Annotated in this window: 22 protein-coding genes; 10 read left to right on the forward strand and 12 right to left on the reverse strand. The window is 40.9% G+C overall.

Annotation, left to right across the window (positions count from 1 at the left end):
* Positions 1 to 84: 84 nt before the first annotated feature.
* Both GLW08_RS04025 and GLW08_RS04030 read right to left on the reverse strand, forming a co-directional pair.
* Positions 85 to 402, reverse strand: coding sequence for a hypothetical protein (locus tag GLW08_RS04025; protein ID WP_160847271.1), 318 nt, complete (start codon positions 400 to 402; stop codon positions 85 to 87).
* 835 nt (positions 403 to 1,237) lie between these two features.
* Positions 1,238 to 1,669, reverse strand: a complete 432-nt coding sequence (locus GLW08_RS04030; RefSeq protein WP_160847272.1) for an Hsp20/alpha crystallin family protein — start codon at positions 1,667 to 1,669, stop codon at positions 1,238 to 1,240.
* A 544-nt stretch (positions 1,670 to 2,213) separates the two neighbouring features.
* Between GLW08_RS04030 and ilvE the strand changes: the two genes are divergently transcribed.
* The 9 genes from ilvE (at position 2,214) to ilvA (ending at position 12,808) form a co-directional block, all read left to right on the forward strand.
* On the forward strand, positions 2,214 to 3,122 hold the full coding sequence (gene ilvE / locus GLW08_RS04035; RefSeq protein WP_160847273.1) for a branched-chain-amino-acid transaminase: 909 nt from the start codon (positions 2,214 to 2,216) through the stop codon (positions 3,120 to 3,122).
* Between the two features lie 542 nt (positions 3,123 to 3,664).
* The gene (gene ilvB / locus GLW08_RS04040) at positions 3,665 to 5,410 is read left to right on the forward strand and encodes an acetolactate synthase large subunit (RefSeq protein ID WP_160847274.1); all 1,746 of its coding nucleotides are present in this window, start codon (positions 3,665 to 3,667) and stop codon (positions 5,408 to 5,410) included.
* Positions 5,407 to 5,931 carry an acetolactate synthase small subunit gene (gene ilvN / locus GLW08_RS04045; protein WP_160847275.1) on the forward strand — a complete coding sequence of 175 codons (525 nt, stop codon included), beginning with the start codon at positions 5,407 to 5,409 and terminating at the stop codon, positions 5,929 to 5,931. The genes ilvB and ilvN overlap by 4 nt, the downstream gene beginning before the upstream one ends.
* A 72-nt stretch (positions 5,932 to 6,003) precedes the next feature.
* On the forward strand, positions 6,004 to 7,041 hold the full coding sequence (ilvC, locus tag GLW08_RS04050) for a ketol-acid reductoisomerase (RefSeq protein ID WP_160847276.1): 1,038 nt from the start codon (positions 6,004 to 6,006) through the stop codon (positions 7,039 to 7,041).
* The gene (locus GLW08_RS04055; RefSeq protein ID WP_160847277.1) at positions 7,028 to 8,572 is read left to right on the forward strand and encodes a 2-isopropylmalate synthase; all 1,545 of its coding nucleotides are present in this window, start codon (positions 7,028 to 7,030) and stop codon (positions 8,570 to 8,572) included. Before ilvC ends, GLW08_RS04055 begins: the two co-directional genes overlap by 14 nt.
* A gap of 16 nt (positions 8,573 to 8,588) precedes the next feature.
* Entirely contained in the window at positions 8,589 to 9,695 is a 1,107-nt protein-coding gene (leuB, locus tag GLW08_RS04060; RefSeq protein ID WP_160847278.1) for a 3-isopropylmalate dehydrogenase, read from the forward strand.
* A gap of 28 nt (positions 9,696 to 9,723) precedes the next feature.
* The gene (gene leuC, locus GLW08_RS04065) at positions 9,724 to 11,139 is read left to right on the forward strand and encodes a 3-isopropylmalate dehydratase large subunit (protein ID WP_160847279.1); all 1,416 of its coding nucleotides are present in this window, start codon (positions 9,724 to 9,726) and stop codon (positions 11,137 to 11,139) included.
* Positions 11,140 to 11,162: 23 nt separating this feature from the next.
* Positions 11,163 to 11,747 carry a 3-isopropylmalate dehydratase small subunit gene (gene leuD, locus GLW08_RS04070; RefSeq protein ID WP_160847280.1) on the forward strand — a complete coding sequence of 195 codons (585 nt, stop codon included), beginning with the start codon at positions 11,163 to 11,165 and terminating at the stop codon, positions 11,745 to 11,747.
* Between the two features lie 107 nt (positions 11,748 to 11,854).
* Positions 11,855 to 12,808, forward strand: a complete 954-nt coding sequence (ilvA, locus tag GLW08_RS04075; protein WP_160847281.1) for a threonine ammonia-lyase — start codon at positions 11,855 to 11,857, stop codon at positions 12,806 to 12,808.
* Between the two features lie 314 nt (positions 12,809 to 13,122).
* On the opposite strand, the gene GLW08_RS04080 is transcribed toward ilvA, so the two are convergent.
* The 9 genes from GLW08_RS04080 to GLW08_RS04115 all read right to left on the reverse strand — a co-directional run bounded on the left by GLW08_RS04080 (position 13,123) and on the right by GLW08_RS04115 (position 22,341).
* On the reverse strand, positions 13,123 to 13,386 hold the full coding sequence (locus GLW08_RS04080) for a DUF1292 domain-containing protein (RefSeq protein ID WP_160847282.1): 264 nt from the start codon (positions 13,384 to 13,386) through the stop codon (positions 13,123 to 13,125).
* A 78-nt stretch (positions 13,387 to 13,464) separates the two neighbouring features.
* Positions 13,465 to 13,641: a hypothetical protein gene (locus GLW08_RS21575; RefSeq protein WP_202406378.1), complete on the reverse strand. Its 177-nt coding sequence runs from the start codon at positions 13,639 to 13,641 to the stop codon at positions 13,465 to 13,467.
* The gene (locus GLW08_RS04085; RefSeq protein ID WP_160847283.1) at positions 13,631 to 14,071 is read right to left on the reverse strand and encodes a tetratricopeptide repeat protein; all 441 of its coding nucleotides are present in this window, start codon (positions 14,069 to 14,071) and stop codon (positions 13,631 to 13,633) included. The genes GLW08_RS21575 and GLW08_RS04085 overlap by 11 nt, the downstream gene beginning before the upstream one ends.
* Positions 14,072 to 14,151: 80 nt before the next feature.
* Positions 14,152 to 14,580: a VOC family protein gene (locus GLW08_RS04090; RefSeq protein WP_160847284.1), complete on the reverse strand. Its 429-nt coding sequence runs from the start codon at positions 14,578 to 14,580 to the stop codon at positions 14,152 to 14,154.
* A gap of 71 nt (positions 14,581 to 14,651) precedes the next feature.
* On the reverse strand, positions 14,652 to 15,191 hold the full coding sequence (locus tag GLW08_RS04095) for a hypothetical protein (protein ID WP_160847285.1): 540 nt from the start codon (positions 15,189 to 15,191) through the stop codon (positions 14,652 to 14,654).
* A gap of 219 nt (positions 15,192 to 15,410) precedes the next feature.
* On the reverse strand, positions 15,411 to 16,388 hold the full coding sequence (locus tag GLW08_RS04100) for a sortase domain-bontaining protein (protein ID WP_160847286.1): 978 nt from the start codon (positions 16,386 to 16,388) through the stop codon (positions 15,411 to 15,413).
* Positions 16,389 to 16,462: 74 nt separating this feature from the next.
* Positions 16,463 to 17,818, reverse strand: a complete 1,356-nt coding sequence (locus GLW08_RS04105) for a copper amine oxidase (protein ID WP_237458294.1) — start codon at positions 17,816 to 17,818, stop codon at positions 16,463 to 16,465.
* A 346-nt stretch (positions 17,819 to 18,164) separates the two neighbouring features.
* On the reverse strand, positions 18,165 to 19,061 hold the full coding sequence (locus tag GLW08_RS04110; protein WP_160847287.1) for a cupin domain-containing protein: 897 nt from the start codon (positions 19,059 to 19,061) through the stop codon (positions 18,165 to 18,167).
* Positions 19,062 to 19,200: 139 nt separating this feature from the next.
* Positions 19,201 to 22,341 carry an efflux RND transporter permease subunit gene (locus GLW08_RS04115; RefSeq protein WP_160847288.1) on the reverse strand — a complete coding sequence of 1,047 codons (3,141 nt, stop codon included), beginning with the start codon at positions 22,339 to 22,341 and terminating at the stop codon, positions 19,201 to 19,203.
* A gap of 561 nt (positions 22,342 to 22,902) precedes the next feature.
* Between GLW08_RS04115 and GLW08_RS22370 the strand changes: the two genes are divergently transcribed.
* Positions 22,903 to 23,043, forward strand: a complete 141-nt coding sequence (locus GLW08_RS22370; protein WP_423808689.1) for an ATP-binding protein — start codon at positions 22,903 to 22,905, stop codon at positions 23,041 to 23,043.
* Here GLW08_RS22370 and GLW08_RS04125 read toward each other — a convergent pair.
* Positions 23,001 to 23,336 (reverse strand): HAMP domain-containing histidine kinase, encoded by a 336-nt coding sequence (locus tag GLW08_RS04125; RefSeq protein ID WP_160847289.1) that lies wholly within the window; start codon positions 23,334 to 23,336, stop codon positions 23,001 to 23,003. The genes GLW08_RS22370 and GLW08_RS04125 overlap by 43 nt on opposite strands.
* Positions 23,337 to 23,633: the final 297 nt, after the last annotated feature.

Below are 23,633 nucleotides of genomic sequence, written 5' to 3' on the forward strand. Positions count from 1 at the left end.
GTACGCCTACTTATCATTTTTTAAAACACTTTTGACGCTTACAAAAGTACCTACCTAGGTCGAATCATCCAAAAGTATCTTATGTTAAATCTCCACATAATAAATAACAGTAATGATTAAGCTAATAAGGATAAACATGAGTAACCCAAACACTACAGGGCCCACCTTGAAACGAAAAACACGCACCCCTCCCGTATCTAATCCTGTCCAACCTCTAGTCATGGTATTTATATGATTATTAGCATAGGTCGAACCTTGTTGGAAAAACCATGCTATTCCAAAAATCGAAATACCACCAAGCAGTAAAATCTCAAGCAAATGGACTCCTAGCCATAGAGAGAACAGCCATAAAAGAATCGTCTCTATGATAATGGTAACCCCTGCAATGACGAACGTTCTCATAATAAAACTCCCCCTTTTCTCTACCTACAATTTACGAAAGAGAAGCTATGATGTTTCAAAATTCTAACAATGACCATCAAATCTAGTTAATTCATATGATAGTTCCTTCTTATACTTTCCTTAATGTTTCATAAAAGCCCCATTATCTTGAAGACTTGAGTTCAAGATAATATGGGTAAGTAAGAGAAAGTTTCCGTTGCTTTCGATAGAATAAAGGTGGAATGGGAACAACTCGCGTCCTGTCGGCCCTACACGATGTAGGGTCGTTCGACGTTGTCACACGATGTGACGGTTTTAGTCGAACCTCCCCTTAATCATTCTCCCTTTGGGAAAAGCGCCCTCAGTGATCTCGCCTACCTCTTTCTCCTTCGGGAGTCTCCTTGCTCCTAGGCCACCTTTGCTTTTGTTGGAATGAACGGAAATATAGCCAGGTTAGAGTGGAAGGATATTTGAACCTAATTTCTGAATGATGGTATTCACATACAGCTTGAGCGCACGCGTTACAGGTTGCTCTAAAATCGGTAAAATTACTCAGATCTTCGCGCTCGCTCCTATTCCGGAAAACTCGCTCTGATTTTTCCATTTTCGCTCCAATTTTCAAAGTGTCGCTCTGAATCACTATTTCTCCTCACTAACCCTCTGAGAATGGGGAGACTACCGTGGAAAAACGGATATGTCGAGACAACACAGGGCCGCATTTTGGCCCGAGGACACTCTGTACAGTTGTAGATTATCTCGACTTCAAGTTTTCAAGATTTATGCCTCTTATTCGGAATAACTTCCCTATCAAACTACTAATACAACCAAAAAAAGGACGCTTTACACGTCCTTTCATCTACTCAATATCAACCTTTTTCCCTCTACGTTTAGGAAATCGAACTTTTAATACCCCATTATCATATCGTGCTTTCATTTCTCGTAATACAAGATTTTCAGGCAACCGAATTGTTCTTTCTAGATAGGACTTATTTTCACTCATTGTTTTAGCAGTATCATTTATTACTGATTCCTGTCTATCTACAGTGATGCGTAACGTATCATCCATTAACTCTAAATCAATCTCTTCCTTAGAAACCCCAGGCAACGCCACCTCAATTGTATAGTGGGATTTACCATCTTGTCTTGATACGGGAAGCCCTCCTCCGGCTCCAAATGCATCTGTAAAAAATTGATCCATTGTATCGAGTAATGACCGATTAGGATGAATATCAAAGAGTTGATCAAACATACTTCTACGGCGAATTTCTTTATTTTCTTTTGACGACATGGAACAACGCTCCTTTCAAATTACTGACCTGCAATCAATATATGTATTTCGCCTAACTAATGTCTGGACACTTATCACGGTTTTTACTTTTATTTTGAGAAATATGAGAAAAAGTCCATCATGACAGGGGTTTAATAAGAATAGTTGTCCTCCACCCCCCTCACTTTTGTTCTTTTGAGAGATACATAAGTACTTTTCAAGCAAACAAAATAAATTTTTTTATAATTTTTTTCGACCATATGGTTTGTTATAAGGACAACGATGTAAGCGGTTTCTTTTGTTCTGATTAGTCTAAACTATCTGAAAAATTAGAATATACCTGTTGACCACAGCTCAAAACGGGCTTATGATTGTCATCAATCACAACAAACCGATAGCTATTCATTACCTATCGAAATGCACTGCTTCCTGTTTTTTATCAGGGGGTTGACAAAAGCCCTAAGCGTACAACTACAAACTAAAGTTGAAACCGCAGGGGCTATCTTAAAACTTGAATGCTTTAACACATCTCATAACGAAAACTTTAAAGGAAAGGAGTGTTAGTATGAGCAGTCAATGGATTTTCCTAAACGGCCAATTCGTCAACAAGGAAGAAGCCGTAGTATCTGTTTACGATCATGGATTTTTATATGGAGACGGGGTGTTCGAAGGAATTCGTGCCTATAGCGGAAACGTCTTTCGTTTAGAAGAACATTTAAAACGCCTATATGAATCCGCACAATCGATCTTGCTTGATGTTCCATACACGAAGGAGGAATTAAAGCAGATTATTGTCAATACAATCAGACACAATGAACTTGACAATGCATATATCCGCGTCGTTGTATCTCGAGGCGCTGGAAACCTTGGCCTAGATCCATCAAGCTGTTCAGCACCACGAGTTGTGGTGATCGCCGAAGCACTCGCTCTTTTTCCTAAGGAACTATATGAACGAGGATTACGATTAGGATCCGTTTCTACCAGACGCAATCGACCAGACGTCTTAAGTCCTCAAGTTAAGTCTCTTAACTATTTAAATAATATTTTGGTTAAATTAGAGGCCAACCAAGCTGGCGTAGACGAAGCGTTAATGCTTAACGATCAAGGATATGTAACGGAAGGATCAGCAGATAATATCTTTATTGTTAAGAACGGCACGATTTATACCCCTCCTGTTTATCTAGGAGCTCTTGAAGGTGTTACCAGAAACGCCATTATTGATTTAGCAAAAGAACATGGCTATGACTTGAAAGAAGAACCATTTACTCGCCATGACGTATATGTAGCTGATGAAGTATTCCTTACAGGGACGGCAGCTGAAGTCATTGCTGTTGTAGAAGTTGACCAACGTAAAATCGGTGAAGGAAAACCAGGCGAGATGACAAATGAACTTCTTGCCCTATTCAGAGAACTTGTAACAAGAGACGGGGTACAATGTTACCCCGATAGGCAGCAAGACGCTGTGGTTAGCTAAGATAATCGTTAATCAATTTACTTTAATAAAAGTATAGTCGTAAAACACGACGACGGGAATAAAGGTTTAAGATGCTGTATTCACAGAGAGCCGGGGTTGCTGGAAGCCCGGAAATACACCTTAATCCGACATCATCCCTGAGTGCTGGGCTGAACGATTCGTTTAGTAGGCTCAGCCAGGTGTTGACCATGCACCTGTTATCAAAAGAGACCCCCCTTATCTCTTTTTCATCTTGCGGGCAGTCTCATAAGGTAGTGTTCGAGAGGATACTATAAATTAGGGTGGTACCGCGAAAGCCAAGATCTTTCGCCCCTACACATCCGCCATGAAGGCGGTCGTATTTGGGGTGAACTAGATCTTGGCTGTTTTTTTTGATTGCAGAAGCGAGCTTAGTCGCACATTTCTCTCACTATACACTGGGAGCAATAGCTGGATGTAGCAAGGTGAAAATAAAAATAAATGAGGAATATTGCTAAACAACCTAACCCAATGGGAACGTTCCCACCAAAGAGGAACGATTAATAAAAAAACTATTCATTGAAATGGAGGGATTACAGGTGAAGGTAGAAGCAAAAATGGCCATGAACACAGATTCTAACTCTAAGCCAAATACAGGTGCTGATCTACTCGTCAAAGCTTTGATTCAGGAAAAAGTTGATACACTATTCGGTTATCCCGGAGGTGCTGTTTTACCGATTTATGACGCGATTTACAGAGCTGGGGATGGATTTGAACACATTTTAACTCGCCATGAACAAGGCGCTATTCATGCAGCTGAAGGTTACGCTCGTGTTTCAGGTAAGCCAGGTGTTGTAATTGCTACATCAGGTCCTGGAGCTACAAACCTTATTACAGGGATCGCAGACGCTATGATGGACTCATTACCTTTAGTTATTTTTACAGGTCAGGTGGCTTCAAATGTCATTGGCACTGATGCCTTTCAGGAAGCTGACGTAATGGGAATTACAACCCCAATTACAAAACACAATTATCAAGTTCAATCCATCAGCGACCTGCCTCGCATTGTTAGAGAAGCTTTCCATATCGCTTCTACTGGCAGACCTGGTCCTGTAGTGGTTGATATCCCGAAGAATATTTCATCTGGTCCAGCCGAAGAAGAATATGAATCAACATTCTATCTTCCTGGCTATCAACCAAACCTTAAGCCAAACCCTCTTCAAATTAAGAAACTAGAGGATGCACTGGCGAAAGCGAAAAAACCTGTATTGCTAACAGGAGCTGGAATTATCCACGGCAATGCTTCAGAAGAACTAAAAGCATTCGCTCACCATCATGCAATCCCAGTTACCAATACGCTACTAGGACTGGGAGGCTATCCTGGAAACGATGAACTTTTCCTGGGTATGGCAGGCATGCACGGAACATACGCCGCCAACATGGCGCTGTATGAATGTGACTTACTCATTAATATCGGCTCTAGATTCGATGACCGATTAACCGGAAAACTGGAACATTTCGCACCCAATGCAACGGTTGCTCACGTAGACATCGACCCAGCTGAAATTGGTAAGAACATCACAACGCACATTCCAATCGTTGCTGACTCCAAAGAAGCATTGAAAGTTCTTCAAAAGCATGATGTGGAATCAACGAATCATGGAGACTGGCTACGCCATCTTCAAGAATATAAAGAAGAATATCCACTTTGGTACAACAATCCTGAGGAAAAAATGGTACCACAGTGGTTAATGGAAAAAGTTCATGAAGCAACTAATGGTGATGCCGTTGTAACCACTGATGTCGGGCAGCATCAAATGTGGGCAGCTCAGTACTATACCTTTAATGAACCTAATCGTTGGGTAACATCAGGAGGACTTGGAACGATGGGCTTTGGTTTCCCTGCAGCCATCGGTGCTTATCTTGCCAATCCAGAGAAGGCTTCTGTTGCAGTAGTTGGAGATGGTGGGTTCCAGATGACGATGCAAGAGCTGTCCATCCTACAGGAAAAGCGATATCCAGTAAAAGTGGTTATTGTAAACAACGAAGCACTTGGAATGGTTCGACAATGGCAAGAAAAATTCTATGAAGAGCGCTATTCGGAATCACTTCTTCACACTCAACCGGATTTCGTAAAACTAAGTGAAAGTTACAATGTTAATGCACTAAAAATCGAAAGCCAGCAACATCTTGAAGAAGTGTTACCTGAACTAATGCAAAACGATGAACCAGTCGTATTGGATTGCCGCGTCCTTCAACAAGAAAACGTCTATCCTATGATCGCTCCAGGAAAAGGTTTACATGAAATGATTGGAGTGAAACCAACATGAAACGAATCATAACCGCTACCGTTCAAAACCGCAGTGGTGTATTAAACCGAATTACAGGCCTACTCCAAAAAAGGCAATTTAACATTGAAAGTATATCGGTTGGGCGCACAGAAACAGAAGGCATTTCGAAAATGACGTTTGTCGTAGATGTAGAGGATTTCCAGAAACTCGAGCAACTTACAAAACAATTAAACAAACAAGTTGATGTTTTGAAAGTTTCAGATATTACAGAGAAAGCAATTGTAGCTAGAGAGCTTGCCCTCATTAAAATTGGGAGTAATGCTCAACAGCGAAGCGAAATTCAAGGCATCATTGAACCGTTTCGTGCGGATGTCATTGACGTTAGTAAGGAAAGCCTTACCGTTCAAGCCACAGGCAAATCCGAGAAAATCGAAGCACTCATTGAATTGCTTCGCCCATATGGCATTAAAGAATTAGCTCGTACAGGATTAACCGCATTTCAGCGGGGACAGCAGCCTCAAGTTGCTGACCTCACCTCCTCCTATTCATTATTACAATAGGATGGATGAAAGCACGAACTAGCAAGATTAATATAAACAATACTCATTAAAAATTCGAAAGGATGATCAAACATGGCAGAGGTACTTTATCACAACGATATTCAAGACGAGGTATTAAAAGCGAAAAAGGTTGCAGTAGTAGGATATGGCTCCCAAGGTCATGCTCACGCGCAGAACCTTAAAGAAAGTGGCTATAACGTAGTAGTTGGACTTCGCCCAGGAAAATCATGGACGAAAGCAGAAAACGACGGCCAAGAAGTTAAACGCGTAGCTGACGCAGTAGCAGAAGCAGACGTGGTTATGGTGCTTCTACCAGATGAGCATCAACCTTCTGTATTTGAACATGACATTAAACCAAATCTACAGGCCGGAAATGCATTGGCATTTGCACATGGTTTCAACGTTCACTTCAATCAAGTTGTCCCACCAGCTGATGTGGATGTATTCCTAGTAGCTCCAAAAGGACCAGGACATCTAGTGCGACGCACATTCGAAGAAGGTGCTGGAGTCCCTTCCCTATATGGTGTTTTCCAGGATTACACTGGTCAGGCAAGTGAGGTAGCGAAAGCTTATGCTAAAGGAATTGGGTCTGGTCGAGCAGGCGTACTAGAAACTTCCTTCCAAGAAGAGACTGAAACAGATCTATTCGGTGAGCAAGCTGTACTATGTGGCGGACTTTCAAGCCTTGTAAAAGCAGGTTTTGAAACACTTACAGAAGCTGGTTATCAACCAGAGGTTGCTTACTTCGAATGTATGCACGAGTTGAAGCTAATTGTTGACCTTATGTATGAAGGCGGACTAGAGAACATGCGTTATTCTGTATCCGATACAGCTCAGTGGGGCGATTTCGTATCCGGCAAACGCATCGTTGATGAAGGCACGAAAGAACGCATGAAAGGCGTACTGAACGACATCCAAACAGGTGCTTTCGCAAAAGGTTGGATCCTTGAAAACCAGGCAAATCGTCCAGAATTTAACGCTATCAACGTTCGTGAGAACCAACATCAAATCGAGCAAGTAGGTCGTGAACTACGAGAATTGATGCCTTTCGTTAAGGAATCTGAAAAAGTCAAATCTGAAAAGGAAGTGGTCAATAATGGCTCACGTTAAGGTCTTTGACACAACTCTACGAGATGGCGAACAGTCCCCTGGCGTTAACCTGAATCAATTAGAAAAACTTGAAATTGCTAAGCAACTGGAACGTTTTGGTGTAGATATTATGGAAGCGGGTTTTCCCGCTTCTTCCCAAAGTGAATTTCACTCTGTTCAGACAATCGCTCGTACGATTGAAAATTCTTCCGTAACTGGTCTTGCCAGGGCGAAGAAATCAGATATTGATACAGCGTGGGAAGCGTTAAAAGATGCTGCAGAGCCGCGCTTGCACATTTTCCTAGCAACCTCCCCTATTCATATGACACACAAACTACAGAAATCACCTGATGAAGTAATTGATATTGCAGTAGATATGGTGTCTTACGCAAGAGAGAAGTTCCCTCAAGTGGAATGGTCAGCAGAAGATGCATGTCGCTCTGATCGGGAGTTTTTAGTAAGAATCATTGAAAAAGTAATTGATGCAGGAGCTACTGTCATTAACGTACCTGACACAGTTGGTTACAGTACCCCTGCAGAATACGGTGATCTTTTCCGTTACCTTCGTGAAAATGTGCCAAATATTGATCAAGTATCCCTATCTGCCCATTGCCATGATGACCTTGGTATGGCTGTAGCAAACTCCTTAGCAGCCATCGAAAATGGCGCTACTCAAGTGGAAGGTACCATCAATGGCATTGGGGAGCGCGCAGGAAATGCTAGTCTTGAAGAAATCGCAGTCGCTCTAACCATTCGAAATAATTATTATAACTATCAAACAAACCTAGTTCTTAGTGAAATTAAACGAACTAGTGACTTGGTTAGTAAATTTACTGGCATGGAAGTACCAGGAAACAAAGCTGTTGTAGGTCGCAATGCCTTCGCTCACGAATCTGGTATTCACCAAGATGGCATGCTGAAGAACGCTTCTACCTATGAAATTATCACTCCAGAAATGGTTGGCATCCATAAGAGTAACATGGTACTAGGCAAGCATTCTGGTAAGCACGCATTCGTAGAAAAAGTAGAAGGTCTAGGTTATTCCCTTTCTGAAGAAAATCTAATGGATGCTTTTAAATCCTTCAAAAGCTTAACGGATCGTAAAAAAGAAGTAACAGATGAAGATCTTTTCACGATTCTTACCAACGTTCAAACCGATACGCAAGATGCTCCTAAGTATAAATTGGATGCATTCCAAGTGCAGTATGGTTCTTCTAACATTCCTACTGCTACAGTCGTTCTAACGACACCAGATGGCTCTAAAGAAGAAACAGCAGGCACTGGACGTGGAAGTGTGGAAGCCATTTACAACACACTAGATTCGTTGATTCATGAAGAGGTTCACCTAGAAGACTATCGTTTAAGCTCAATTGGCGAAGGGCGTGATGCTTTAGCCGAAGTCCATGTACGCCTTACAGTAAATGACGTACCAATTAACGGTCGTGGCGCTGCCCAGGACGTATTAGAAGCTTCTGCGCACGCGTTTCTAAACGCTGTCAATCGCGTACTGCTTAACCCTAATTCACAACAAAAACAAACAGCAAATTTATAAAAGGAGGATGTTTTTAATGGAAAAACAAATCGTCTTGCTTCCAGGGGATGGCATCGGTAGTGAAGTCATCCAATCTGCTAGGCAAGTGTTAGACGCCATTACGGAACGTTTCAACCATACGTTCACGTACCACACACATGATATCGGTGGAGTTGCCATTGATCAACAAGGCACTCCCCTCCCCCAAGATACCGTTCGAGCTTGCGAGCAAGCCGATGCAGTCCTCCTTGGAGCTGTTGGAGGTCCTAAGTGGGATAACAATCCTTCCCACCTTCGACCTGAGAAAGGATTACTTGGTATTCGTAAATCTTTAGGGCTTTTTGCAAATCTACGTCCTATTAAAGGTTTCCCACAACTTCTACACTCCTCCCCTCTCAAGCATGAGGTAGTAGATGGAAGTGACTTGTTGATTGTCCGTGAACTAACAGGTGGTCTTTATTTTGGAAAGCCGAGCGAACGAAGCCACGATGGGAATTCTGTAGTCGACACACTAGCTTATGAACGCCATGAAATTGAACGAATTGTCGATAATGCCTTCAAAAGTGCTCAGCTTCGTCGAAAGCATCTAACTTCAGTAGATAAAGCAAACGTACTTGAATCTAGTAAACTTTGGCGTGAAGTTGTCGAAGAGAAAAAGGCTGACTATCCTGATGTCACTGTAGAACATCAATTGGTCGATGCAGCTGCTATGAAACTCATTACAGCTCCTACTGATTTTGATGTCATCGTAACGGAAAATATGTTTGGAGATATCTTAAGTGATGAAGCATCTGTCTTAACAGGATCACTAGGTATGCTTCCTTCTGCAAGTTTACGAGATGACGGTGTTGGATTATATGAACCTGTACATGGTTCAGCGCCAGATATTGCAGGAAAAGGCGTAGCCAATCCTTTAGCTATGATTCTTTCAACCGCTATGATGCTTCGCCATTCCTTCCATCTTGAAAAAGAAGCGAACATCGTTGAAGAAGCTGTACAACAAGTACTTCAAGATGGTTATCACACAGGAGATTTAGATGTTAAGAATGGCCAGCTTGTAGGTACGAAAGAAATGACACGACGCGTACTTGAACATGTAACATCTCAAGACGCAACAAATAGTATCATGACATGCTACGCATAGAAAGCCTAAGCAAGAAGGAGTGGAATCAATGACACAGCCCAAAACAATCATCGATAAAATCTGGAATAAACACTTGGTTCATCAAGAAGAAGGTAAACCGGACCTTCTATACGTTGACCTTCATCTAGTACACGAAGTAACCTCCCCTCAAGCATTTGAGGGGCTTCGCCTAAATAACCGTAAAGTCCGTCGCCCAGAATTGACGTACGCAACAATGGACCACAACGTGCCAACGATTCACCGTAATGTCATTAAAGATGAAGTGTCAAAAAAACAAATGGAAACACTTAAGCAAAACTGTAATGAGTTTGGTGTAGAACTTGCAGATATCGATCACCCTGATCAAGGTATCGTTCACGTAATCGGACCAGAACTTGGTTTAACCCACCCGGGGAAAACAATTGTTTGTGGTGATAGCCACACATCAACACACGGAGCGTTTGGTGCTATTGCATTTGGTATCGGAACTAGTGAAGTTGAGCATGTTCTTGCTACCCAAACGCTATGGCAAGCTAGCCCTAAAACATTGAACGTAAAAGTCAACGGGGAACTTGGCAAAGGCGTCACTGCAAAAGACTTAATCCTAGCCATCATCGCAAAATACGGTGTCCGTTTTGGAACAGGCTACATTATTGAGTACACTGGCCAAGCCATCCGATCTCTATCGATGGAAGAGCGCATGACTGTATGCAATATGTCTATCGAAGCAGGTGCTCGTGCTGGATTAATCAGCCCTGACGAAACGACTTTTGAGTATATCCGTGGAAAACGCCATGCTCCAAAAGGAGAGGACTTCGAGAAAGCAGTCGAAGAGTGGAGAGCTCTTGCAACAGATGAAGGAGCTGAATATGATGCGACAGTTGAAATTGATGCTGACGAAGTGGAACCTCAAGTAACATGGGGTACGAATCCTGGCATGTGTGTTCCAGTTAGTGCGACAGTTCCAACTCCTGAAAGCGGAGAAACTGTGAATGAAAAGGCTGAAATTCAACGTGCACTAGAATATATGGATCTTGAAGCTGGTCAACCTATGTCCTCCATTCAGCTAGAGCATGTCTTTATTGGATCTTGCACGAACTCTCGTCTAAGTGACTTGAGAAAAGCCGCTGATATTGTTCGTGGTAAGCAGGTTCATCCTTCTATCAACGCTCTAGTTGTACCTGGTTCTAAATCAGTCAAAGAGGCTGCAGAAGCAGAAGGATTGGATACAGTCTTCAAATCAGCTGGATTCCAGTGGCGCGATGCAGGTTGCAGCATGTGTCTAGCGATGAACGACGACATCATTCCACCAGGAGAACGTTGTGCATCAACATCCAACCGTAACTTCGAAGGCCGCCAAGGTACAGACGCAAGAACTCATCTTGTTAGTCCTGAAATGGCTGCAATTGCTGCGATTGAAGGTCGTTTTGTAGACGTAAGACAATACACCGAGCAGCCGGTTTAACTTTTAACTATAGGAGGGATATCATGGAACCAATCCAACAACACACAGGCAAGGTTTATCCGTTAAACCGCGCCAACGTAGATACAGACCAAATTATTCCTAAACAATTTCTGAAGCGAATTGAACGCCAAGGCTTCGGCCAATTCCTTTTCTATAATTGGCGGTATTACGAAGATGGTACAGCTAAAGAGGATTTCTCCTTAAACGAGGAAAAATATCAAGACGCTACCATCTTAGTTGCTGGTGAAAACTTTGGGTGCGGCTCTTCTCGTGAGCACGCCCCTTGGGCATTAGAAGACTTTGGTTTCAGAGTTATTATCGCACCAAGTTTTGCTGACATTTTTTATAATAACTGTGTGAAAAATGGTATCTTACCTGTTACACTATCAGAAGAGCAAACTCAGGAATTAATGAACCGTGCAGAAGCTGAAGATTATCCGCTAACGGTAAATCTTGAGGATCAAACTGTTTCAGATGAGTATGATTTTCATGCACAGTTTGACATTGATAACTACTCTAAAGAAATGCTTATTAACGGCTGGGATGAAATTGCCGTTACACTAACTAAGCAGGATAAAATTGATGAGTACGAAGAACAAATGCGCTAGCGCCTTGCTCACCCCGAGGGGGAGGCGCTAGAGCTAGACATTTAAACAAACATTAGGAGTGTGAAGACATTGGGAATTGCTTAACAGGAAAGAAAGTCACGGAGGCGATGAATCATCTTAAAGATATCGTTCATCGTACCCCTTTACAAACATCAACATCCATTAACGAAATGACTGGGAAAAACATTTTCTTTAAGATGGAAAACCAACAAAAAACCGGCGCTTTTAAAGTAAGAGGTGCCAGCTACAAGATCTCACAATTAACGCAGCAAGAAGCGAATCGAGGGGTTATTGCCGCATCCGCAGGGAATCATGCGCAGGGCGTTGCACTAGCCGCTTCCAAACGAGGCATCGAAGCAAAAATATATATGCCTGAACATACACCAGAGGCGAAGATTCGGGCTACGAAAGCATATGGAGCCACTATCATGTTAACCGGTGAATCCTTTCAAGAAGCCTATCAGGCCGCACTAGAGGATCAAGAGCAGAACAACAGTGTCTTCGTGCATCCATTTGATGACGTTGACGTGATGGCCGGCCAAGGAACCATTGCCGTAGAAATGCTCGAACAAAATCCAGACTTAGATACACTTCTTGTTCCCATTGGTGGAGGTGGTCTGATTAGTGGAGTGGCTGTCGCCGCCAAGTCGATAAAACCCGATATTAACGTCATCGGTGTTCAAGCCAAAGAAGCGAGTGCAACATACAATCGTTTTTACAAAAAGGGAGCGTCTTCTCTAACCCAAGTCAAAACAATTGCGGACGGCATCGCCGTGAAACAACCAGGTATGGCGACATTCCCAATCATCAACCAATATGTAGATGAAATTGTCACCGTCACTGAGCCAGATATTGCATCCGCAATGCTTTATATGCTCGAACGTAACAAAAGCCTCGTAGAAGGTGCTGGAGCATCAGCATTCGCAGGCCTACTAGCACACGGGAAACACCTAAACGCACAAAATGTAGGAATCGTAGTCAGTGGCGGGAATATGGATGTCTCCAAAATGCCAACCATCCAACACCTGGCAAGCAACCACAAAGTCAGACATTTAGCTTGAGAGTAAGATTAACTGAAAAGCGCAAGCGCCTGTATAGCGATGTACAAACTGCTGCCCACAGGACGTGGGTTGGTTCGATGTTTGCTGCGTGATGCAGCGGTCTTAATCGAACTTCTCTCCGTGTGAGATAAAGGATACACGAGGAGCTACAGTAATTCGATGTTGACTTATCGTAAGTAGGAAGCAGGAACTTGGCTAGTAGCTGGGCGCTTGAGCCTTAGACATGTAAGAGCCAGAACATATATATTCTTTTTTAAAAAGGAGCCTAATTAGGCTCCTTTTTTATTAATGCATACATTTCATATTACTAACTCCTACTGCTCTTCTTCTAAATCTTCCTCTAGCCCTTTCCGATATGCGTCCATCAATGCTTCTGCTTCCTCATCACTAACCGTGCAAAGCGTAGCCTCATCATTTTCATGCTCTATCCGATTCATTTTTGTTTCCCCTTCATGCGTGTATAACACATACTGATTGCCATTCATCTCAACAAGTGCATCGACTTTATATTGTTGCTCCTCGCCTTGTTCATCCTTGAAAACGATATACTCTGGTGTTTCGCTTGTATTCTGAGTCATATGATCACCTCTTTTTTAACATGTAGTATGTGAGGAGGTGAAGGAAAACATGTAATATAAAAAATACTCGTTTGCATATTACAAAACCAAGTTCGCTACAAATGCGATTACTGTCATCAGTAGAATACCACCCGTAAGAAAATAACCTATTATTCGAATTGGCAACGGAAGACGTCCACTTTTAGTGAATGAAAGTCCTTCAATCTTTTTTTGATGATCTGTAACATCATTAAAATTGTTGTCATTATTGTTCATCACCATATTCACCTGCCTTTACCATGTTTTTCTCTAAATTGTCTGAATAGAATTCTAGAGCTGTTTTATACTTGGTAATCCAAGGATCTGAAGAAGAGGTGGATAGAAGGTTCAACAACATAGTTAATGCATTTTCATCTTCATTAAGGTTATGTAACGTAAGTGCTAAGAACGCTTTGATAGCACTATTATCCGGGAACTCCTCAACACCTTTTTCTAGTGTTGTTTTAGCATGTGAATAGTCACCAATGCATCGAAAACTACTCCCTAATTGCACGTATGTTTTCTCACGAAGTTCCCCATCTATATCATTTGATAAAGCATTTTCATAATAAGGGATCGCCTCTCGTTCCATACCAAGCGCGTCATGGGAGACGGCACAATAAAAATTGGTCTCAGCATGATCAGGTGAGGTTTCTACCAATTTCACGAGATAGTTTGTGCTTGTTCGAATTGATGGTCTTGTAGTAGCTGTATTGCTTGATCTAACATTGTTTCTTCGCCCTTTTTTTAAATTGTAAGCATGGCTCCGCGTTCATCAAATGTTGAGTCAGGGTTATATGCTATTTCCCAGACGTTATATTCAGGATCTGCAAAGCAAGCAGAACGAAAGTGCCCTTCATTACTAGGTTCTTTTAAAATTTTTCCTCCTGCTTCACGAACCACACCTATTGTATCGTCCACTTGTTCTGGAGTATCCACATTAATGGCAAAACTAACACCTTTAAATGAACTAGTATTTTTTTGGGCTTCTAAACCAGTATCATTTGCCAATGATTTTAGAGGATATAGGGATAACATCACTCCTGCAGTTTTAAAAACTGCATAATCCTGATACCCATGCCCTGTTTCTTTCCAACCTAAATATGCATTAAAGTCTCGAAGAACAGGGAGATTCTTGCAACCTAGTGTGATTAAACTTATCCGTTGCGGCACCATTAGGAACCCTCCAATACATGTTTTCTCCTCTGTTCACACTTCGAGACTTACCATAAAAATCCTTTAAATGACTAGCGCAGTTTCCTCCACAATACAAAAGAAAGTAGTACCACAATCATTACACTAGCCCCATAGATTAGTCCGTTATTAGCATTATCATCTAGATTCACATCTTCAGTAGGAGGCTCTCCTTCACCAAGTGTTTCTAAATCCTGTTGAGCTTCCTCAATAGCAGCTGTTCTATTACAAATTGTCGTACTCAATTCGTCTACTCCTCCATACATGGAAGATTCATTAGCGTAAATGAGATAGTTTCCACCAAGTTCAAATGGAAACCCACAATCAGCACTATTAAGCCCCGTAGAAATAACAATTTGAGATTTAGTAACACCCTTCCATGTATTCGAAACCTCGAATGTCACTTTTCTCGAACGGTTTTTCTTTTCAATATGGGTGACCTCTCCTGTGAAAGCCGCCGCGGATTTCTCTACCTCCTCTTCAACTGACGGAGGCATCACACAAGAACATGCCTGAACGGGTGTGGGGATAAACGAGAAGAAAATGGAACTCAATAGCACAAACATCATCATAACGATACTGAACTTTTTCATGAACCACCCTCCCTAAAAGATTTGGAACACTGGTTACTATTAATGACGATGAAACAGCTCGATTGGTTACAGTTTTTCGGTATTGCATGGTTCATTATGTTTAGTGATCTTGCTTTTGGTAACTTTAGATTGAGATATGCTCGCTTCTCTTCCTCTTATCCGCTCCTTTCATACCAGCATCTCTCCCTAAAAAAATAAACCCAGGCTCACTACCTGGGTCTAATCCTTTCCATTCACTTTTTCCGATGGATCTGACTCATTTCCATCTTCATCTACACTTGTTACATAATAAGAGTATTTCGATGCATTAGGCTCAGAGTAGGTTTTTCGTTCATGTGAATCTATGCTAGCAACTTTGTTATACGTTTCACCATCTTTACTCTCATACACCCGGTAACCAATTACTTCTTCCTTTCGTACAGCGTGCCATGTGACAAATGTACCGTTCACTTCCACATTTGTTGGTTTTGGAACATGAAAATCTTCTTTTTCTTTCTTCAACTCTGTGTACACGACAAGTCGTTTTTCGTGGTCTTGTTTGTCATGATTATAGGTTCCAGTACATGTGATTAAATTCAAGTTTTGATTATCTGTTTTACCGAAAATTTGTTCAATAGGAGCTTTTTCAGTTGGGTAGCTTTCAAGTTTTTGTACCACAAACGTACGCTTTTCTCCATCTTTATTCGTAACGGTGACTTCATCGCCTTTCTTCAAATCTTTCAAATAGAAAAACACAGCAGCTCCCTGGTAGCTATCAACGTGACCAGCCATCACAGCATTACCTGTATTGCCTGGTTTCGTTCCTGGCTCAAACCACCCGACATTCACCGTATCGTCTGGAACCCCCATTTGACCATTATCCAGAATCCCAACATTTAAAATATCTGTATCAACATCGATAGCAGGTATCTTGATATGCTTTGGTACGATGCCATTGTCTTCTTCTTCCTTTTCTATCTCAAAATCTACTTCATCCATTGACTTTTTCTTATTCAAAACAGTGAACTCTTTCACCTTATTAGAGGAAGCAGTTGATGTGTCCTCCAACTCATTTAAATACTGGTTGGAGTTCAATTCAATCCCTGCTTGTCCAGAGGAAGAATTTGTGATTTTCGCCCATACGTTCGTTTCAAATCCAATCATCAATACGACAAGGAACCCTACTACTGTAAAATATATTTTCCAATCTCTATCCACTCTCTCATCACCTCTTCCATAAAAAAAGATCTAGAACGGTAGGGGATGTAAACTCTACTACCCTGCCATTCTATTTATTGCAGTGATTTTTTTCGATACAGGAAACCTGCAGAACCAAGAGCTAACATCCCAAATGTAATCCATAGTAATGTTGAAATGGAATGACTCTGTGCACTTGCTCCTCCCATACCTGTGTCAGGCATAGTGTTTGGCATTGCTTCTGCTTCGAATTTGTCTGGCATTTGGGTAACAATCGCGCTTCCTAACTTTTCACCAATACCAAACATAAATGCATAACCATCTCTAAAGGAGTTATATGTTTTTTCATAATCTCCTGAAACGTAATGATCGTATGTTTCTAGTATATCTTCTTCATGCATCCAAATTGCTTCGGAAGCAGCATCTTTAGGCATATTGCCATCTGTTGCTTTTGCTAGAAAGGCACCAAAGTTATCGGCAAACATCTTCAAACTCTTTTCCGCTTCTTGTCTTGTTTCCTGGTCCTCTTCAAGTGTAGCGGTCACGATGTTCGTTTGAGCATTAATGTGGTCTTGTTGCCACACTTTTTCGAACATAGAAGCCGCTTCTTCTCCATATAAATTTTTGATTGCTGATTTAAATTCCTCTGTGTGTTGATTCTCCACCCATGTTACAAAGTCATAATCTTCAGCCTGATTGTAGCCTTTTTGCATCTCTAGAGTAGCTAAAGCAAAATGCTCGGAAGCCAATGCATTTAAAGAGGAACGCAAGTCGGCTGCTGGAGCGTTAGCCATCGTCTGATTAAATTTCTGTGGCATTTGCTTTGTAACGGCTGTAGACAGGGCTTTGCTAATATCAAACATCCGGTGAAATCCTGTACGGAATGATTCATAGGCTTTTTGATATTCTTGATTTACATAATAATCAAATGTGTTCACAACATCTTGCTCATGAGTCTGAATTACTTTTTTAGCTGCTTTTTCTGAAAGGTTTCCATTTGTTGCTTTAGCAACAAACATTCCAAATTCGTTAACAAATTCTTTTACTTCTTGTTCTGCCTTCTTGCGTGCTTTTTGGTCACCATTCTTCGCAGCTTTGACGAAGTTATTTGAATAATCGTTATGTCCTCGGAAAATTTCTTCAAATGTCGATGCTGCTTCCTCTCCATATATAGAAGCAATAGCAGGTGCCATATCTTGAGCGTTTTGATCAAGCTTTTCATAAACCTGATCAGCATCAGGTGCATCTTCATAAGCTTTCATCATATACGTAACAGCTAGTACAAAATGCTCTGACAGTAATTGATCTAACTGTGATCTGAAGTCAGCAGCTGATGTGTTGGCAGCGGAAGCCTTATCGGCTGTCTTTCCATCTGCAAAAGCTAATGAAGGTAATAATAATGTCATTGCTATTATCGTTACACAAATACGTTTCAGTTGTTTCATCCTCATTTCCCATCTCCTTTACTTTTGTTTTATTCTCTTATTAAGTAATCGAATAGTAACGCCATATGGATCACTATTAAAGAACAAAAGCGCAAGCGCCCGGTTAGCGACGTACTAACTGGACGGCTCCGTATGAGATAAAGGAAACACGAAAAGCGTAGCGATTCGATGTTGACTTATCGGAAGGAGGGGCAGGAAGTTTGCTAGTCGCTGGGCGCTGGAGCTGGACGCGGCCACATCACTTTATCAAGTTATCCACAAACTTAACCCGTTTATAGTGCCTAGACCATTAAAAAAAACGCAATCCACGAATTGTGGACTGCGTTATACTTGCATACGAATCTATAAATTATTAGTATGAGTTCCCTTCCGCTTCTAGTGCGTCTGCTTTCGTTTTATGAACAGTACCAAATGGATGTTCAGGAGGTGCATAAATCACATAAAGCTTGAGTGGTACATCTCCAGTGTTAATGAGATTGTGCCACTTACCAGCAGGTACCATAATGGCATAATCATCCAAAACTTCTTCCTCAAAGTTTACTTGATTTTTACTATCTCCCATTTGAACTAAACCTTGCCCCTGTTCAATACGTAAAAATTGATCTAAATTAGGGTGAATCTCTAAACCGATATCATCCCCTACATCGATACTCATCAAAGTAACTTGAAAATGCTCTCCTGTCCATAAGGCAGTACGAAACGTATCATTTTCTGTAGTCGCTTCTTCAATGTCCACAACAAATGGCTCCGAACCATAATCCTTTAATTCGATTCTTCCATCAAAAGAAAAAAATCGTTCTGCATGCTCTGCCTCTTGATTACATGCACCTAAAAATAAATCACGTAGTGGTAAATGTTGACTAAGTAAGTAACCTTTATGGCATTCTTCATAATTTCTCACTTGTTGCTCATACACCTTTTGCAGCCCTTCTTCATAATAGGCAAAACGAGCTTGATCGATTTGGTACACAGGCTGCATTCCAGTAAGTGCGGTGTACATGTCAGTAAATTGTCTTAAAAACACTCTTTCCTCATTTTGAATAACAATTATTTCGTTGTACGCTTCTTGATTTGGTGCCAACCTTGCTAAACGATTGTAAAAATCTATGGTAGTAGCTTTACCTTTAATTCCTGCTAGTAATGCTTCTACTAATTGATTTCCATTTCCTTGATTACTACGTGACATCATTTCAGCATTGTACAATGGAGCATTTAATGGGTAAGGATGAACAGTCGGAACATAATACATTTCATTTCATTCCCTTCAAACATTGATAAAACCATCCTATGCATGATGGGCGAATATCGGACCCGTAATTATATATCTTTACATAAATACCCAAACAAAAACCGAATGGAAGCCTCCCCATTCGGTTCTGTTCTTATCATTATATACTATGATCTGTATCAATCTTGCGATACTTACCAAGTGCTTTATAAAATACTGGCACGAAAATAAGTGTTAACAATGTTGATGTTGTTAGTCCACCTATTACGGTGATTGCAAGACCTTTGGAAATAAGGCCAGATGCAGAGTTCGATAACGCTAGTGGTGTTAAAGCAAATATTGTAGCAAGTGCTGTCATCAGAATCGGACGTAAGCGTGTTTTTGATGCTTCCACAATCGCTTCGGTTAATTCGATACCTTCCTTACGATTTGCCTCCACTCGGTCTAATAAAACAACGGCGTTTGTTACAACTATTCCAATCAACATAAGCATTCCAATCATCGCACTCATTGATAACGTTTGTCCGCCAATAAGCAATCCAGCTAAGGATCCAACAGGCACAAAGATGAGAGAGGAGAGAATGACGATTGGTGTAATAATACCACCGAATGTAATACTCAATACTAAGAATACTAAACCTACAGCCGCTCCCATTGCTAAGCCTAGATCAGAGAAACCTTCTGTTATCATTTCAAGCCCACCAGATAAATCTACTTCTACATCATTTGGTAGAGATAATGCATCTACATCTTCTTGAATTTCGCTCGAAATTTTCGCCGTATCTTCCCCTTTGATGGTTGCAGATACCGTGCTTGCAGTTTCCCCGTCTTGGTGCTTGATAGCTGCAGGAACTTGCACTTCATTAATCGTTGCAATTTCCTCTAGACGTTTTTCTCCTTCTATAGTTTTTACTGTGAAGTCTTGCAAGTCTTCTTTGGAATTAAATTGCTCATCAAACGTTAATTCCATTTCCCATTCTTTATCTTCAAGCGTAACGGTTCCACCATCCACACTATGAAGACGTTCTTGAATCGGCTGCATTAACTGGAACGGGCTTACATTTAATTCTTCACCTTCATCGTTCACTACAATTTGATATTTCGTCTTTGTATCTTCCATATCATTTGTAATGTTCTTTACTCGATCGTCTTCTTGTAAAAGCTTCTCTATTTGAGTAGAAGCTCGATCGAGACTATCTAAATTATCACTGTATAGATTAATATCAATACTATTCCCTGATGGAGGTCCATCTTGTTGAATCTCTGTCGCTTTGACTGTAGCTTCGTCATATTCATCTTGAGCCATCTCTTCTATTTGTTGTTCATAAGTTGGCATAGCATCATCAATGGGTATATCTTCCTTCAGTTCAATAAAGAAGCGCGCTACATTCTCATTTGTATTCGCTACAGTACCAGGCATTTGTTGTTGGCTAGCGAAACCAATCGAGACTTGATTGTAGTTAATGTTCTCTTCATCTGAAAGTTCTTCTTCTATTTTCTCAGCTACTTCACTCGTATCTTGTAAAGTCACATCTTTTGGAAGGGTCATTTCAACTTCAAATGTTTCACTTCCTTCTGTTGGTAAGAAGGAAACTCCTAATGCGGGAACAAGGGAAAAGGAACCGAATAACAGTACAATGGAGGATACAAATACGATCCATTTACGCTTCAAGGACCCTCTCAAGAAGCGCTCATACCAGGAATTCCCTCTCACTTTACCTGATTTGTGCGTCACGTTTGTAAAGAAGAATTTACCTAAAACAGGAATAAGCATAACAGCTACAATAAGGGAAATCGAAATAGAGAATACTACAGCTAAACTAAATGGCCTGAAGAACTCTCCTAAGATTCCACTTACAAACATGAGTGGTAAAAATACAATGATAGTTGCAATGGTTGATGACGCGATGGCACCCATCACTTCTTTTGTCGCTTTGAAAACGAGTTCTCGTTGCTTCATTTCTGGGTATTGTTGCTTCCACCTATATATGTTTTCAATAACGACAATACTGTCATCCACAATTCGACCTACTGCTACTGCTAAACCGCCAAGCGTCATAATGTTTAAGGTATAACCGAATTGCTCTAGTAAAGCAATCGTTCCAAAAATGGAAATCGGTAAAGAAAGAATCGCGATGACCGTTGCGCGAATATTACGTAAAAATAACAAAATTACGACTACAGTGAATAGAGCTCCAAATCCACCTTCTTTAAGTAAGGCAGAAATTGATTTATTTACCTCTTTCCCTTGGTCTAACACGGTATAAAGCTCATACTCATTTTCTTCTACAGCGTCGTTTAAATACGATTTCACTTCATCTGCAACCGCAGCTGTGTTCGCTTCTTGTGATTTAATTACTTCTAACAAAATACTATCTTCACCATTAAATCTGGAGATCTCCGTACGAGTGGTATCTTTTTTCACTTCAGCAATGTCAGATAGTACAATCGATTGTGGCACTGCTGCTTGTGCCCCAAGAGATTGGCTCCCACCTGATGGAGCCTGTTGTTGCTGATTTCCACCTTGCTGAGGTGGGCCACCCTGGCCTGCTGCTCCTCCAGCACCTTGTGTAAGGGGGATTTCAATTTCTCTAATAGCATCTAGATCATCTATGTTGCCTTTTATCTCAACAGGTATAGAGTTTCCTTCTTGACTAAGTGTACCTGTTGGTAACTTATATTCAGATTGCTGAATAGCATCTTTAATAGTGGATAGAGAAAGCCCATATGAGGAAGCTTCGTCTTCCTTAACTTCTATAGTAATATTGGTATCCTGTTTACCAGTTAGTTCTACACTTGATACCCCTTCTATACTCTCAAGGTTAGGGACAATGTTTGTTTCCATATCTTCTTGGAGTTTCGATAAATCTTCTGCAGATAACGCAGCCTGATAAATTGGGGTTGAATTTATGGATAAAGCCTGTACGTTTGGGTCTATATCATCAGGTAAAGTCACTTTGTTGACAGCAGACTCTACATCAGACTGTGCTTCTTCAATATTTTCACCAAATGGATACATTATGGTAATGATAGAAACATTTTCTTTTGATGTACTCGAAATGGAATCATACCCCTCTAAATTAAGAAGCGCCTCCTCCATTGGTGTAGTCACATTTTCCTCCACATCCTCTGTTGAGGCATTCGGATAAACGGTTTGAACCGTCATAACAGGAAATGTTACATCCGGAAATGTTTCCACTTTAATTTTGTTCGTAGCTATCACACCACTAACTACGACTAATAAAGTTAAAATGATAATTGCAATGGTATTTTTTAAGCTGAATTTAGTAATCCAATTCATTGTGTAAAATGACTCCCTTCAAAATGTATCTAGCATAACTATATCTATGTTTTATGAACTGTATATGAACAAAAAATCAAAAGCGTAAGCGCCCGGTTAGACTACCGACAGGACGTTGGTTGGTTCGATGTTGCTACGTGAGGTAGCGATCTTAATGGAACTTCACCTTAGCCCGTAAAGATAAAGGCAACCTAGTCGCTGGCCCTGGAGCTGGACGGGGCCACATCACTGTTATACACAAGCGTTGAATTTTATAATTTCGCTAGACGAGAACAAAAGATCAGGGCGTCCAGTTAGCGATGGAGCCATGAAAAAATATTGACGATTACCGCTGAAAGTAGAAAAAGACTGAGCACCAACTCAATACTCAATCTTTACAATCTCAATGGTCTTTGGAAGATGAACATGGAATGTCGCACCTTCTCCAGGTTTACTTCAATAGAAATCCAACCATGGTGAAGAAGAACGATTTTCTGGGCAATTGATAATCCCAGTCCATTACCACCTTTAAACTTATTAACCAATGCTATTCGATACACGCCACCTAAGGGCAAGATTTATATTTCAACAAAATCTGTTGATGAAAATATTGTCGTATCTATATCGGATAGTGGGATTGGTATTTTAGAAGAAGAACAATCCCGCGTATTTGAACGCTTTTATAAAGTAGATAAGTCAAGCATCCAAACTTGTTCAAGTTGATCCTGCTCGGCCTTAAACGTTGTGTCTTCAATATTCAGATGAATCCCTTGCTCCTTAGCTGACCATTGAGGTTCTAAAGAAGCAATTGGATGAAATGGAGGGTGATCTGTATCTAAGGTTGCAAGCTTTAATAAATTTTGACTCAATGAGGACAGCCTTTTACTTTCATGCTCGATAATAGACAAATACTCTTTTCTTTCTTGTTCATCTTGAATAACATCGTCCTTTAATGCCTTTGCGCAAACCCTTGAATCGACGTCAACGGAGACTGAAGTAGTTGATTGTTTGAACAAAGTGCTCTACAATATTCCTCTTTTGATTTACCGTCCAATCATCCTCAAAAACTTCATCCTTCTCTTGCAAAGCTCCTTCTGTTCAAACTAGTACACGATGTGATGCTTGTATTCGATCAAAATCATCAAGCATATTAGGTGTTATATTATCTAGACTTAACATCTGTAAAAAAAACACCTTCAACATTCCTTTTTTAAAAATCATACTTGTTATATCTTACCACATTCAAGGATTTACTCAGTCAAAGTTCCCCCCCCCCCCCGACATACTACTATTCGGCAAGCCTTTGTAGATGT

This window comes from Pontibacillus yanchengensis (assembly GCF_009856295.1).
Lineage (GTDB): Bacteria > Bacillota > Bacilli > Bacillales > BH030062 > Pontibacillus > Pontibacillus yanchengensis_A.

Coding starts and splice junctions, on each gene's coding strand:
- leuC (WP_160847279.1), top strand. CDS start 9,724: ATGACACAGCCCAAAACAATCATCGATAAAATCTGGAATAAACACTTG.
- GLW08_RS04115 (WP_160847288.1), bottom strand. CDS start 22,341: ATGAATTGGATTACTAAATTCAGCTTAAAAAATACCATTGCAATTATC.
- ilvC (WP_160847276.1), top strand. CDS start 6,004: ATGGCAGAGGTACTTTATCACAACGATATTCAAGACGAGGTATTAAAA.
- leuD (WP_160847280.1), top strand. CDS start 11,163: ATGGAACCAATCCAACAACACACAGGCAAGGTTTATCCGTTAAACCGC.
- GLW08_RS04110 (WP_160847287.1), bottom strand. CDS start 19,061: ATGTATTATGTTCCGACTGTTCATCCTTACCCATTAAATGCTCCATTG.
- GLW08_RS04030 (WP_160847272.1), bottom strand. CDS start 1,669: ATGTCGTCAAAAGAAAATAAAGAAATTCGCCGTAGAAGTATGTTTGAT.
- ilvA (WP_160847281.1), top strand. CDS start 11,855: ATGAATCATCTTAAAGATATCGTTCATCGTACCCCTTTACAAACATCA.
- GLW08_RS04080 (WP_160847282.1), bottom strand. CDS start 13,386: ATGACTCAGAATACAAGCGAAACACCAGAGTATATCGTTTTCAAGGAT.
- leuB (WP_160847278.1), top strand. CDS start 8,589: ATGGAAAAACAAATCGTCTTGCTTCCAGGGGATGGCATCGGTAGTGAA.
- GLW08_RS04105 (WP_237458294.1), bottom strand. CDS start 17,818: ATGAGGATGAAACAACTGAAACGTATTTGTGTAACGATAATAGCAATG.
- ilvN (WP_160847275.1), top strand. CDS start 5,407: ATGAAACGAATCATAACCGCTACCGTTCAAAACCGCAGTGGTGTATTA.
- GLW08_RS21575 (WP_202406378.1), bottom strand. CDS start 13,641: ATGAACAATAATGACAACAATTTTAATGATGTTACAGATCATCAAAAA.
- ilvE (WP_160847273.1), top strand. CDS start 2,214: ATGAGCAGTCAATGGATTTTCCTAAACGGCCAATTCGTCAACAAGGAA.
- ilvB (WP_160847274.1), top strand. CDS start 3,665: ATGGAGGGATTACAGGTGAAGGTAGAAGCAAAAATGGCCATGAACACA.
- GLW08_RS04095 (WP_160847285.1), bottom strand. CDS start 15,191: ATGAAAAAGTTCAGTATCGTTATGATGATGTTTGTGCTATTGAGTTCC.
- GLW08_RS04025 (WP_160847271.1), bottom strand. CDS start 402: ATGAGAACGTTCGTCATTGCAGGGGTTACCATTATCATAGAGACGATT.
- GLW08_RS04055 (WP_160847277.1), top strand. CDS start 7,028: ATGGCTCACGTTAAGGTCTTTGACACAACTCTACGAGATGGCGAACAG.
- GLW08_RS04090 (WP_160847284.1), bottom strand. CDS start 14,580: ATGGTGCCGCAACGGATAAGTTTAATCACACTAGGTTGCAAGAATCTC.